Annotated in this window: 11 protein-coding genes; 4 read left to right on the forward strand and 7 right to left on the reverse strand. The window is 58.4% G+C overall.

Features of this window, described 5'->3' with window-relative positions; genetic code table 11:
- The first annotated feature begins 251 nt into the window (after nt 1-251).
- From nirB to cobA, 4 genes are read left to right on the forward strand one after another with little or no spacing between them, the layout of a single operon-like run.
- Entirely contained in the window at nt 252-2,705 is a 2,454-nt protein-coding gene (gene nirB, locus ACP3TY_RS16195) for a nitrite reductase large subunit NirB (protein WP_426617986.1), read from the forward strand.
- Nucleotides 2,702-3,019, forward strand: a complete 318-nt coding sequence (nirD, locus tag ACP3TY_RS16200; RefSeq protein WP_053118721.1) for a nitrite reductase small subunit NirD — start codon at nt 2,702-2,704, stop codon at nt 3,017-3,019. The genes nirB and nirD overlap by 4 nt, the downstream gene beginning before the upstream one ends.
- Complete coding sequence (locus tag ACP3TY_RS16205) at nt 3,019-5,733, forward strand: molybdopterin-dependent oxidoreductase (protein WP_426617987.1); 2,715 nt, start codon at nt 3,019-3,021, stop codon at nt 5,731-5,733. The genes nirD and ACP3TY_RS16205 overlap by 1 nt, the downstream gene beginning before the upstream one ends.
- A 14-nt stretch (nt 5,734-5,747) precedes the next feature.
- Complete coding sequence (gene cobA / locus ACP3TY_RS16210) at nt 5,748-6,503, forward strand: uroporphyrinogen-III C-methyltransferase (RefSeq protein ID WP_426617988.1); 756 nt, start codon at nt 5,748-5,750, stop codon at nt 6,501-6,503.
- Between the two features lie 96 nt (nt 6,504-6,599).
- On the opposite strand, the gene ACP3TY_RS16215 is transcribed toward cobA, so the two are convergent.
- The 7 genes from ACP3TY_RS16215 to ACP3TY_RS16245 form a co-directional block, all read right to left on the reverse strand.
- The gene (locus ACP3TY_RS16215) at nt 6,600-7,634 is read right to left on the reverse strand and encodes an OmpA family protein (RefSeq protein ID WP_212544334.1); all 1,035 of its coding nucleotides are present in this window, start codon (nt 7,632-7,634) and stop codon (nt 6,600-6,602) included.
- A gap of 107 nt (nt 7,635-7,741) precedes the next feature.
- Nucleotides 7,742-8,332 carry an RNA polymerase sigma factor SigX gene (gene sigX / locus ACP3TY_RS16220; protein WP_053118714.1) on the reverse strand — a complete coding sequence of 197 codons (591 nt, stop codon included), beginning with the start codon at nt 8,330-8,332 and terminating at the stop codon, nt 7,742-7,744.
- A gap of 90 nt (nt 8,333-8,422) precedes the next feature.
- The gene (locus ACP3TY_RS16225; RefSeq protein WP_007916401.1) at nt 8,423-9,247 is read right to left on the reverse strand and encodes a mechanosensitive ion channel family protein; all 825 of its coding nucleotides are present in this window, start codon (nt 9,245-9,247) and stop codon (nt 8,423-8,425) included.
- Nucleotides 9,248-9,249: 2 nt separating this feature from the next.
- Nucleotides 9,250-9,498, reverse strand: coding sequence for a hypothetical protein (locus tag ACP3TY_RS16230; RefSeq protein WP_053118712.1), 249 nt, complete (start codon nt 9,496-9,498; stop codon nt 9,250-9,252).
- A 63-nt stretch (nt 9,499-9,561) separates the two neighbouring features.
- Nucleotides 9,562-10,557, reverse strand: a complete 996-nt coding sequence (locus ACP3TY_RS16235; protein ID WP_053118710.1) for a zinc transporter ZntB — start codon at nt 10,555-10,557, stop codon at nt 9,562-9,564.
- A 21-nt stretch (nt 10,558-10,578) separates the two neighbouring features.
- Complete coding sequence (gene rraA / locus ACP3TY_RS16240) at nt 10,579-11,070, reverse strand: ribonuclease E activity regulator RraA (RefSeq protein WP_053118708.1); 492 nt, start codon at nt 11,068-11,070, stop codon at nt 10,579-10,581.
- A gap of 226 nt (nt 11,071-11,296) precedes the next feature.
- Nucleotides 11,297-12,286 (reverse strand): alpha/beta fold hydrolase, encoded by a 990-nt coding sequence (locus ACP3TY_RS16245; RefSeq protein WP_212544333.1) that lies wholly within the window; start codon nt 12,284-12,286, stop codon nt 11,297-11,299.
- Nucleotides 12,287-12,332 lie beyond the last annotated feature (46 nt).

Here is a 12,332-nt window from a genome sequence, read left to right on the forward strand (position 1 = left end):
ACCCTCAAAACCCGCGCCCCCCAATAAACCCGCCCCCACCGCCACTTGGCACAACCACTGCATTACCCCATCCAACACACACATAAAGCCCAACCTTCAACGACGAAGGCTGCGCTTCCCGAGAGAACGGGACCAGGACAAAGGCGTCCTCGCTAGGCAACTAGCGGGACGCCTTTTTTTGTTTGCGCAAAATTTCTCGAGCACGGCCTGACTGCCCACAAGAGGCCAGCCGCAGCTCCCCGGAGAACCTGATGAAAAAACTCAAACTGGTGATGATCGGCAATGGCATGGCCGGGGTTCGTACCCTCGAAGAGCTGCTCAAACTGAGCAACGAGCTGTACGACATCACCGTCTTCGGCGCCGAACCGCACACCAACTACAACCGCATCCTCCTCTCGCCGGTGCTGGCCGGTGAGCAGACCTTCGAAGAGATCGTCCTCAACGACCTCGACTGGTACCTGGAAAACCACATCAAGTTGCTGCTCAACCGCAAAGTGGTGGAGATCGACCGAGTCAAACGTCGAGTGATCGCCGACGACGGCACCGAAGCGGAATATGATCGCCTGCTGATCGCCACCGGTTCGACGCCGTTCATTTTGCCGATCCCGGGCAACACCCTGCACGGCGTGATCGGTTACCGCGACATCGCCGATACCCAGGCGATGATCAACACGGCAAAAACCCACAAGCACGCGGTCGTCATCGGTGGCGGTTTACTCGGTCTCGAAGCCGCCAACGGCCTGATGCTGCGCGGCATGCACGTCACCGTGGTGCACATCGGTGAGTGGCTGCTTGAACGGCAACTGGACAAAACCAGTGGCCAGTTGCTGCAAAGCGCCCTCGAATCCCGTGGCCTGCATTTCCGTCTGTGCGAACAAACCCAAGCCCTGCACGACGCCGGCAACGGTCGGGTCGGCTCGGTGCAATTCAAAAACGGCGACATTATCCCCGCCGATCTGGTGGTGATGGCTGCAGGCATTCGTCCCAACACCGAACTCGCGGAAAAGGCCGGCATCCCGTGCAATCGCGGGATCCTGGTCAACGACACCCTGCAAACCTACGACCCGCGCATCTACGCGATCGGCGAGTGCGCCAGCCATCGCGGCATCGCTTACGGCCTGGTTGCACCGCTGTTCGAACAGGCCAAGGTCTGCGCCAACCACCTCGCACAACTGGGGTTCGCCCGTTATCAGGGCTCGGTGACTTCGACCAAATTGAAAGTCACCGGCATCGACCTGTTTTCCGCCGGCGACTTCATGGGCGGCGAAGGCACCGAGACCATCACCCTCTCCGACCCGATCGGCGGCGTGTACAAAAAACTGGTGATCAAGGATGACGTGCTGGTCGGCGCGTGTCTGTACGGCGATACGGCAGATGGCGGTTGGTATTTCCGACAGATTCGTGAGAATCACGCCATCGGCGAGATCCGCGATCACCTGATGTTTGGCGAAAATGCGTTAGGCGACGTAGGACATCAGGGCCAGGACAAAGCCATGGTCATGGCTGACACCGCCGAAGTCTGCGGCTGCAACGGTGTGTGCAAAGGCACCATCGTCAAAGCGATCCAGGAACACGGCCTGTTCAGCGTCGATGAAGTGAAGAAACACACCAAGGCGGCAAGCTCCTGCGGCTCCTGTGCCGGGCTGGTCGAGCAGATCCTGATCAACACCGTCGGCGGCGCGGCCGACGTCAAACCGAAAAGCGAAAAAGCCATCTGCGGTTGCAGCGACCTTAACCACGGACAGATTCGTCAAGCTATTCGCGAAGAACATCTGCTGACCATCGCCGGCACCATGAGCTACCTCAACTGGCGCACGCCGAACGGCTGCGCCACCTGCCGCCCTGCCCTCAACTATTACCTGATTTCCACCTGGCCCGGCGAAGCCAAGGACGACCCACAATCGCGCCTGATCAACGAACGTGCGCACGCCAACATTCAGAAGGACGGCACCTATTCGGTGGTGCCACGGATGTGGGGCGGCGTGACCAATCCTTCGGAATTGCGGCGGATAGCCGACGTCGCCGACAAATACAACGTGCCGATGGTCAAGGTCACCGGCGGGCAGCGCATCGATTTACTCGGCATCAAAAAGCAGGATTTGCCCGGCGTCTGGAAGGATCTCGACATGCCGTCCGGCCATGCCTACGGCAAATCCATTCGCACGGTGAAGACCTGCGTCGGCAGTGAGTTCTGCCGTTTCGGCACACAGAATTCGACGCAACTGGGCATTGAGCTTGAGCATGACCTGTTCAACATGTGGTCGCCGCACAAAGTGAAACTGGCTGTCTCCGGATGCCCACGCAACTGCTCGGAAGCGGGGATCAAGGACGTAGGAATTATCGGCGTGGATTCCGGCTGGGAGATGTACATCGGTGGCAACGGCGGGATCAAAACCGAGGTCGCCGAATTCTTCGTCAAGCTGAAAACCGCCGAAGAAGTCCGCGAATACAACGGTGCCTTCCTGCAGTTGTATCGCGAAGAAGCCTTCTACCTCGAACGCACCGTGCACTACCTGCAACGGGTCGGCATGGAGCACATCAAGAAAGCCGTGCTGGAAGACCCGGAGCGCCGCAAAGCCTTGAACGAGCGCCTGCAATTTTCCCTGTCGTTCGAGCAGGATCCGTGGAAAGAACGTCTGGCAGAGCCGCAATTGAAGAAAGAATTCGACGTGATCCCGGTGAAAAATCTGGAGGTGCCAGCATGAACTGGCTCGATATCTGTGCCCTTGAAGAAATCAACGCCCTCGGTTCGCGGATCATTGCCGGGCCGAAAGGTGACATCGCGATTTTTCGCACAAGCGACGACGAAGTTTTCGCCCTCGACGACCGCTGCCCGCACAAGGGCGGACCGCTCTCGCAAGGCCTGATCTACGGCAAACGCGTCGCCTGCCCGCTGCACAACTGGCAGATCGACCTTGAATCCGGCGAAGCTCAAGCGCCAGACATCGGCTGCGCGCACCATCACCCGGCGCGGGTCGAAAACGGTCGCGTGCAGTTGGCTCTGCGGGACGCCATCTGATGAGCCCCCAGACGACCGCCTCGACCTGCTGTTATTGCGGGGTCGGCTGCGGCGTGCTGATCGAGCATGACGGCGAGCGCATCCTCGGCGTCAGCGGCGATCCGGCGCATCCGGCCAACTTCGGCAAACTGTGCAGCAAAGGCTCGACGCTGCACCTTACCGGCGACCTCGCGGCCCGTGCCCTGTATCCAGAATTACGCCTGGGCAAAGGTCTGGCGCGTAGCCGCACCGATTGGGACACGGCGCTGGAACACGCCGCCAATGTCTTCGCCGAGACCATCGCCGAACACGGCCCGGACAGTGTGGCGTTCTACATCTCCGGGCAATTGCTCACCGAGGATTACTACGCCTTCAACAAACTGGCGCGGGCCTTGGTCGGCACCAACAACATCGACAGCAATTCGCGGCTGTGCATGTCTTCAGCAGTGGTCGGCTACAAGCGCAGCCTCGGCGCCGATGCGCCGCCGTGCAGTTATGAGGATCTGGAGCTTAGCGATTGCGTGATGATCGTCGGCAGTAACATGGCCTACGCCCATCCGGTACTTTTCCGTCGACTGGAAGAGGCGAAATCCCTGCGTCCACAGATGAAAGTCATCGTCATCGATCCACGGCGCACCGACACCTGCGACCTCGCGGATCTGCACCTGGCGATTCTGCCGGGCACCGATGTCGCTCTATTCCATGGGATTTTGCACCTGTTGTTGTGGGAAGACTGGATCGACCGCGACTTCATCAAGGCACACACCGATGGCCTGGCCGAACTGAAAAGTCTGGTGCGCGATTACACCCCGCAAATGGTTTCGCAGCTGTGCGGGATCAGTGTCGAGCAATTGCAGCAATGTGCGGAATGGGTCGGCACGTCGCCGAGTTTTCTGTCGTTATGGTGCATGGGTTTGAACCAGTCCACCGCCGGCAGCGCGAAGAACAGCGCACTGATCAATCTGCACCTGGCCACCGGACAAATCGGCCGTCCGGGTGCAGGGCCTTTCTCTCTAACCGGTCAGCCGAATGCCATGGGCGGACGGGAAACCGGCAGCCTGTCCAATCTGTTGCCGGGCCATCGTGATGCCGCCAACCCTGAACACCGCACCGAAGTGGCAGCTTACTGGGGCGTGGATCAATTGCCCGACAGCACCGGCCTCAGCGCCATCGAACTGTTCGAGCAGGTAGGCAACGGCAAGATCAAAGCGCTGTGGATCGCTTGTACCAACCCTGCGCAATCCATGCCCGATCAAAGCTCGGTGCGTGCAGCGCTTGAAGCCTGCCCATTTGTGGTGTTGCAAGAAGCTTTTCGCACCACCGAGACGGCGACTTTCGCCGACCTGCTGTTGCCGGCCGCCAGTTGGGGCGAGAAGGAAGGTTCGGTTACCAACTCCGAACGGCGCATTTCCCACGTACGCAAAGCCATTCTCCCACCCGGTGAAGCACGACCGGACTGGGCGATTACGGTGGATTTCGCACAACGTCTGGAGAAACGTCTGCGCCCACAAGCATCGAGCCTGTTTGCCTTCACACAGCCTGCGCAGTTGTTCGATGAGTTCAAAGGGCTGACCCGCGGCCGCGATCTGGATTTATCCGGAATCAGCCATGCCTTGATCGACCAGATCGGCCCGCAACAATGGCCCTTCCCCGTCGGCGCGCAGCAAGGCACGGCGCGTCTGTACGTCGACGGTGTTTTTCCTACGGCAAATGGTCGAGCGCAGTTCATCGCCGACCCGTATCGCGCCGCCAAGGAACAACGTGATGCACGCTTCCCCCTGACGCTGCTCACCGGGCGCTTGCGTGATCAATGGCACGGCATGAGCCGCACCGGCACGGCAGCGCAGTTGTTCGGTCATGTCAGCGAAGCAGTGTTGAGCCTGCACCCCGACGAGATGCGTCGGCATCGCTTGCAGCCGGGTGATCTGGTCAATCTGAAAAGTCGGCGTGGCGCGTTGATCGTCGCGGTCGGTAGCGATGACAGTGTGCGTCCGGGCCAGGCCTTTCTGCCGATGCACTGGGGCGATCGTTTTCTCAAGGGCGGCGTCAACAGCCTGACCTTGCCGGCGTTCGATCCTTTGTCGAAACAACCGGAACTGAAACACAGCGGCGTGCGCCTGGAAGCGGTGAATCTGCCGTGGCAACTGTTCGCACTCATCGAAGGCAATGTTCAACAGCATTTCGAGACGCTACGACCACTCTGTGAGGCGTTTTCCTACGTGAGTCTCAGCCTTGTCGGACGTGAACGATCGGCGTTGCTGATACGCGCTGCCAGCAGCGAAGCACCGGATCCACAGTTGCTGGGTGAAATCGACCGCTGCCTGTCGCTGATCGATGGCCCGGTGCTGGCCTATGACGACCCTCGCCGCGCGATTGGCAAACGCGTGCGTATCGAGAACGGCCGGATCACCGCAATTCGTCTGGCCGGCGAAACCCTCGCACAGCATTGGCTGCAAGGCCTGTGGCTGGAGGGCCGCGCCGACGAGCAACTGCGTCGCTGGCTGCTGGCGCCGATGAGTGCGCCACCGGGTAATGCCGGAGCACCAATGATGACGGCGAAAACGGTGTGTAACTGCAAAAACGTCAGCCTCGACGCCGTGTGCACCGGCATCCGCCAAGGTCTCGATCTGCAAGGTTTGAAAAATCAACTGGGGTGCGGCACGCAATGCGGTTCCTGCGTCCCGGAAATAAAACGCCTGCTGGCTGCCAATGTGCAGCCGGTCGCGGTCATCTGATGAGGAAAGATTCCATGAATGCAAAAGTCTGGCTGGTGGGCGCTGGCCCCGGCGATCCTGAATTGCTGACCCTCAAAGCCGTGCGCGCGTTACGCGAAGCCGATGTGGTGCTGATCGATGATCTGGTCAATGACGCGGTGCTGGAACACTGCCCGGACGCGCGGATTATCGCCGTGGGGAAACGCGGCGGCTGCCGTTCGACGCCGCAGGCCTTTATCCATCGCTTGATGCTGCGCTATGCCCGCCACGGCAAATGCGTGGTGCGACTCAAGGGCGGCGATCCGTGCATTTTCGGCCGTGGTGGCGAAGAAGCGCAGTGGCTCCGTGAGCGTGGTGTTGAGGTGGAATTGGTTAACGGCATCACCGCCGGGCTGGCGGGCGCAACGCAGTGCGACATCCCGCTGACCCTGCGCGGTGTCGCGCGCGGGGTGACGCTGGTGACGGCGCATACGCAGGATGACAGCCAGTTGAACTGGCAGGCGCTGGCGCAGGGCGGCACGACGCTGGTGGTGTACATGGGCGTGGCCAAGCTCGACGAGATTCGTGATCAGCTATTGGCCGGAGGAATGGCAGCGGATACGCCGGTGGCGATGATCGAAAACGCTTCACTGCCTCATCAACGTGAATGCCGGAGTGTTCTGACGGCAATGAGCGAAGCGGCCTACAGATTTCAATTGAAGAGCCCTGCGATACTGGTCATCGGCGCAGTGGCTGGGTACGCGGAGGATCAAATGATCGCAGTACGCGAACCGCACGCGGTCTCAATGTAGGAGCTGCCGAAGGCTGCGATCTTGAAAACCTGAAACTCAAATCGCAGACAAAGAAAAGCCCGGCCTAAGCCGGGCTTTCCTCAGAGCGGCAGCTAATTACTTAGCTTGAGCTTCAACCTGCGCTTCTACGCGACGGTTTACAGCGCGGCCAGCTTCAGTTTTGTTGTCAGCAACTGGGCGGGATTCGCCGTAGCCAACAGACTGAACGCGGGACGATTCAACACCGTACTGGTTGGTCAGAACTTGCTTAACGGCGTTTGCACGACGCTCGGACAGTTTCTGGTTGTAAGCGTCAGGACCGACGGAGTCAGTGTGACCTTCAACAGTAGTGGTGGTGGATGGGTACTGCTTCATGAAGTCAGCCAGGTTCTTGATGTCGCCGTAGCTGTTGGTTTTAACAACAGATTTGTCGAAATCGAACTTAACGTCCAGCTCAACACGAACAACTTCAGCAACTGCTGGGCAGCCGTCAGCGTCAACAGTTACGTTGGCTGGGGTGTCCGGGCACTTGTCAACGTTGTCGCAAACGCCATCGTTGTCGCTGTCGGAGCAAACTTCAGCTGGTGCTGGAACTGGAGCAGCAGCAGGCTTGGAGCCGCCACCGAAGTTCACACCGATACCGACGCTTGGAGCCCACTCGGTGTCGCCTTTGTCGATGTTGTACTGAGCTTCAACGCCAGCACGGGCGTAGAAGTTGTCAGTGAAGTACAGCTTGGCGCCGCCACCAACGTTAGCGAAGGTCGAACGGTCACGGCTGTTCGAACCGTTCTGGTCGATGCTCTGGTCGGAGAAACCGGCCGAGACGTATGGACGCAGCATGTCGCCTGGGTTGTTGAAGTGGTACAGAGCGTCCAGAGCGGTGTTAGCGCCTTTAACGTTCTTGCCGTCGTCGGAACGCACGTTGTGCACTTCGTCGTAGCCCAGACGCAGTTCAACGTCGTCGGTCAGAAAGTAACCGATCGAACCGCCGAACAGGTTGCCGTTGTTCTTGAAGTTACGAGCGCTGTCGAATTGTTCTTTCTTAGCGAAGCCTTCGATTTCAACTGCGCCTTGGCCTTGTGCCAGAGCGCCGAACGAAGTGGCAGCAATAAGAGAACCAATGGCCAAGCCCAAGGTGTTTTTCAGTTTCATCCGTTAAATCCCCATCTGGTGATTGTGAAGCAGTCCCGCAAACCGGGGGACAACTCGGCGGCAAGTCTATCAGAACTTGCCTACACGTAAGAGATATTTGCGCTGAACTAAGTTTCAGCAATGCCTGCAAATTTCTCACGCAATTTATCTAGAGCACGTTTGTAACGCATTTTTGTCGCACTCAAACCCATGTGCATTATGTCTGCGATCTCCTGAAATTCCAGTTCTGCGACAAATCGTAGCACCAGAATTTCACGGTCAATCGGGTTCACATACACCAGCCAGCGATCGAGTCCGCCCTTCTCCTCGGGTTTTGGCATCTTTTCTTCAGACGCTTCTTCCAGGGGGTCAAGACTCAAAGCATCCATCAAGCGACGCTTTCGCCGTTCCTTCCGATACTGCGTGATGCATTCGTTGTAAGTGATGCTGTATAGCCATGTCTTGAACTTCGATTTCCCCTCGAAGTTCTTCAGGCCATACAGCACCTTCAGCATCACTTCCTGACAGACATCGTCTGCGTCGCGATCGTTCCCAAGATATCTCGCACAGACGTTAAATAATGTTCGCTGGTAACGCCGCATCAGTTCTTCATAAGCGCGCGTCACGTGAAAAAGCTCGGTGTGCGAGCGCGCGACCAACTCCTCATCAGAGAGCTCGCGGGGGTCGTAGCGCGTGGATAGCGTTTGGGCTTTATTCAAAACAAGTCGTGCCGACAGTCAGGTCAATGTCCGCCGCAGCCAGCATCAGCTGGCATTTAGCGGCGGCATACATTAGCAGGGTTTGCCGGATTAGCGGCTACTCACATGCTGTTCCAGCAGGATCCGATTGGAAAGAGAGACTAGCTCACCCTCATCGGTCAGCAATGTGGTTTTAACCGTGCCGATCTCTTCGATCTGCCCTTCGACCTCGCCAACACGCACTTGTTGCCCAACCTGATACAACTCACGCACATAGATTCCCGCAAGAATCTGACCGGCAATTTCCCGGCTTCCCAAACCCATGGCCAGCGCAACCGCCAGACCAACGGTAATCAACACAATGACAATCACATGGTTCAGCAGGTCGGTCTTGACCTCAAGCTGACTGATCGCCACCGAGATGCTGATAATGATCACCAGCCCCTGCGCAATCCGCCCCAGCCCCGAAGCGTAGTCGAGGCCTACGCCTTCTGCCGCCCCGCGCACCAGGCCATTGGCCAATTGTGCGAGCAAAACACCGACCAGCAACACCAGCGCGGCACCGAATACCTTTGGCAAATACAGCGCCAGCATGTCCAGCGTAGCTGAAACTCGCTCAAGTCCAAGGGATTCTGCTGCAGAAACCAAAAATATCAGCAGAACGAACCAGTAAACGATTTTTCCGATCAGGGTCGAGATCGGTACTTGCAGGCCGGCACGCGACATCAACTTGGTCAGACCGGTACCGCCCATCAGGCGATCGAGGCCGAGTTTGGCCAGCAGTTTGGACAACAAGGTGTCGAGCAGTTTGGCCACGACGAAACCCAACAGCAGCACCACCAGTGCGCCGAACAGGTTCGGAATGAAGTTAGCGACTTTGGTCCACAACGCAGTCATTGCAGTGACGAGGCTCTGAGTCCAGAGATCAAGTTCCATATTCAATCAGCCTTATCAGCAGTGCGAGCGGTAGGTTTACGAAGACGGGAAACCGGCGAGACATGTGCCGATCCATTATTCAGGGCGATCATCAGCGCGGGCAGCCAGCGGCCCAGCAGGCTGAAAAGATCACCGGCACCGACCTGGCGGTTGGCGGTTTTGAGTACGCGGCCCAAGCACGCATCGTCGTCACGACCGGACGGTGAGGCGTTGAGCATGTCGCGCAAAGACTGTTCAAACGGATCGTGCATACGCACCTCTCGTGATGTCTGTGAAAGACGCGGGCAGATTTGGTCGGGTCACATTTTGCATGGTCACACCCAGCGCAATCGGCGGAACAACCACCACTGACCGAAGGCCAGGGCGAGCACCGTCAAACAGGCAATCAGGAATCCATAAGGGCTGCTGGAGAACGGAATTCCGCCGACATTGATACCCAGCAGACCGGTGATAAAACTCATCGGCAAAAAGATGCAGGTGATGATGCCGAAGCGGTACATCGTGCGATTCATGCGCTCGCTCAAACGCCGGTCTTCAGCCTCCAGCACCAGCCCCACGCGCTCCCGGGTCAATTCGAGCTCTTCGAGATATCGCGTCAGGCTGTTGTTCAATTCGTTCCAGTAGTCGGCATCATCTTCGACAAACCACGGCAGTTTTATCCGCGTGAGCTGTCCGAAAATATCCCGCTGCGGTGCAAGAAAACGCTTCAGTCCGGCAGCCCTGCGCCGGATGTGCAAAATCGCTCCGTGCTCGGGGGTATACCGTTCGTCGGCATCCATTTTTTCTTCTTCCTCATCGGCGATTTCCGAGAGGCAAGTGACCAGATCCTGCACCTTGTTGGTGAGGAATTGCGCCAGATAAAGGATGAGTTCAGAAGCGGTTTTCGGGCCTTTGCCGTCCGCCAATTGCGCCAGCAACTCATCCGTTGCACGCAGTGGACGCAAACGCAGAGAAATGACGCGCTGAGCTGAGGCAAAAATCCGCACCGAAACCATGTCTTCCGGCTCGGCACCCGGATTGAGGTTGACCCCGCGCAAGAACAGCAGCAGCTCGGAATCCGGCAGTGGCAACAAACGCGGCCGGGTGTTTTCTTCCAGCAGCAGGTCGCAGGTGAATTCGTTGAGACCGCTGGATTTGCGCAACCAGGTCTGGGTTTGCGGATGGCTGCGATCCCAATGCAGCCACAGACTTTCATGCGCCTGCAGCTGCAAATCGTCGAGCTCAGTCCGGGCTATCGAACGCGCGCCGCCTTTACCGTCCAGCACGAGGGCATGCACCAGCCCCCATTGCGCGTTTTCTTCCTCGAACATCCGCATCCCTTTGTCGAAGCCTTATTCAGGCATTTGCAGCGGGCTCGGCGAAATGATCACGCCGTTGTTGTCCGCATAAATGTAGTGGCCCGGGTGGAACGTCACACCGGCGAAAGTCACCGGGACGTTGAGGTCGCCGAGGCCACGTTTTTCGGTTTTCATCGGGTGGCTGGCCAGCGCCTGCACGCCCAGATCGGTCTGCGCAATGACGTCGACGTCACGGATGCAACCGTAAATCACCAGCCCTTCCCAACCGTTCTTCGCGGCTTTCTCGGCGATCATGTCGCCCAGCAGCGCACGGCGTAGCGAACCGCCGCCATCCACGACCAATACTTTACCGTTGCCCTTGAGTTCGGCTTGTTCCTTGACCAGCGAGTTGTCTTCGAAACATTTGATGGTCACAATTTCGCCGCCGAACGAATCACGGCCACCGAAATTGCTGAACATCGGCTCCAGCACCTGCACCAGCTCCGGATAGGCGTCGCACAGGTCAGGCGTAAGGTAATGGTTCATCGAAAAACTCCTGTAAAAAGGAAGACGATCAAGGATGACGCACGCTATAGAGACGAGTTCCGGCGGCCGCTGTTTACCTTAGTCCATGCCATGGTCGCTGACTGAACCTGAACATACGCTGAAACGTAATAGCTAAACAGCCGCTAAAAATGACCAGAACCGCACAATGCGTCATATCTTAGCCGCAAGCCGATCCGAACGAAATGCCCTTTTCAGAGCCTCTGATTCAGACCGCAGCGGCCAGATCCGCCTTCTCGCCGAGCAACGGCGTCTGTTGATCCTTCAACCAACGCGCCACCAGCGGCCACACTTCAGCTTGCGCGGCTTTGCTCACCAACATTTCGACATGGCCGAAATTGTCGTTGAAACCCTGCTCGCGCCCGAGATTGATGAATTGTTTGTGCTCGGAGCCGAGCTGCTCGAACAGCTTGCGACACGCCCACGCCGGATCCTGATGGTCACCAGCGGCTGTCACCGCGAGCACCGGCACCTGAACCTCGGCCAATCCTGCCCACCAATCCTTGTCCTTGTCGCCAAAGCGGCCGAACAAGCCGTACCAGCGCATGCTCTCGATGGCCAGACCGATCGGCTCGTCTTCCGGGCCGCGCTTGAGGCGTGAGCCGGACAACTGCGCGAAACGCTTGAGAATAAAGCGCCCGCTCCACTCCACCGGCGGGATTTTCAGCGGCCAATACGTGCGACTGACCTGCGTGCCGAAAAATGCCGCAGAGGCAACTGCCGGCTCGCCGAGGTATTCACCCCCGAGCGCAGCGGCCAAGGTGATGCCGCCGAGTGAATGGCCGATCCAGTGCGGAACCTGACCGCTCTGCTCACGCACGAACGCGGCAATCGCCGGCAGATCGTATTTGGCATAGTCGGAAACGCGATTGCGCCGGTATTCCTCATTGCGCTGCGACAGACCGTGGCCGCGCATCTCCGGAATCCACACATCGAAACCCAGCCGCGTCAGATACGCGCCAAGCCCGAGGCCTTTTGGCGAAAACCAGAAGCGCCGATTGGAAAAGCTGCCGTGCAACAGAATCACCGGCACGCCACGGGGCGCCGTGTCGTCGGCCATGCCCAAACGGGTGACGGCGATCTCCACGGACCAGTCCGGGCTGTTGCCGGGTTTCAAACGATAAACGTCTTCGCTCAGATCGCCGCGCCGCTCGGCGCTGATCAGGGCGACAGGAAATAGGTTGCTGCTGCTTTGCATAATGCTCTTGCACAAAAAAGGGCGGCATCTACAGGAGCCCGCCCTA

It is taken from the genome of Pseudomonas rustica (assembly GCF_049959085.1).
Taxonomy (GTDB): Bacteria; Pseudomonadota; Gammaproteobacteria; order Pseudomonadales; family Pseudomonadaceae; genus Aquipseudomonas; species Aquipseudomonas rustica.

Excerpts from the sequence above, each read along its gene's own strand:
- nirD (WP_053118721.1), top strand. The coding sequence starts at position 2,702 with ATGAACTGGCTCGATATCTGTGCCCTTGAAGAAATCAACGCCCTCGGT.
- ACP3TY_RS16235 (WP_053118710.1), bottom strand. The coding sequence starts at position 10,557 with ATGTTCGAGGAAGAAAACGCGCAATGGGGGCTGGTGCATGCCCTCGTG.
- ACP3TY_RS16205 (WP_426617987.1), top strand. The coding sequence starts at position 3,019 with ATGAGCCCCCAGACGACCGCCTCGACCTGCTGTTATTGCGGGGTCGGC.
- rraA (WP_053118708.1), bottom strand. The coding sequence starts at position 11,070 with ATGAACCATTACCTTACGCCTGACCTGTGCGACGCCTATCCGGAGCTG.
- ACP3TY_RS16215 (WP_212544334.1), bottom strand. The coding sequence starts at position 7,634 with ATGAAACTGAAAAACACCTTGGGCTTGGCCATTGGTTCTCTTATTGCT.
- ACP3TY_RS16225 (WP_007916401.1), bottom strand. The coding sequence starts at position 9,247 with ATGGAACTTGATCTCTGGACTCAGAGCCTCGTCACTGCAATGACTGCG.
- ACP3TY_RS16230 (WP_053118712.1), bottom strand. The coding sequence starts at position 9,498 with ATGCACGATCCGTTTGAACAGTCTTTGCGCGACATGCTCAACGCCTCA.
- cobA (WP_426617988.1), top strand. The coding sequence starts at position 5,748 with ATGAATGCAAAAGTCTGGCTGGTGGGCGCTGGCCCCGGCGATCCTGAA.
- nirB (WP_426617986.1), top strand. The coding sequence starts at position 252 with ATGAAAAAACTCAAACTGGTGATGATCGGCAATGGCATGGCCGGGGTT.
- ACP3TY_RS16245 (WP_212544333.1), bottom strand. The coding sequence starts at position 12,286 with ATGCAAAGCAGCAGCAACCTATTTCCTGTCGCCCTGATCAGCGCCGAG.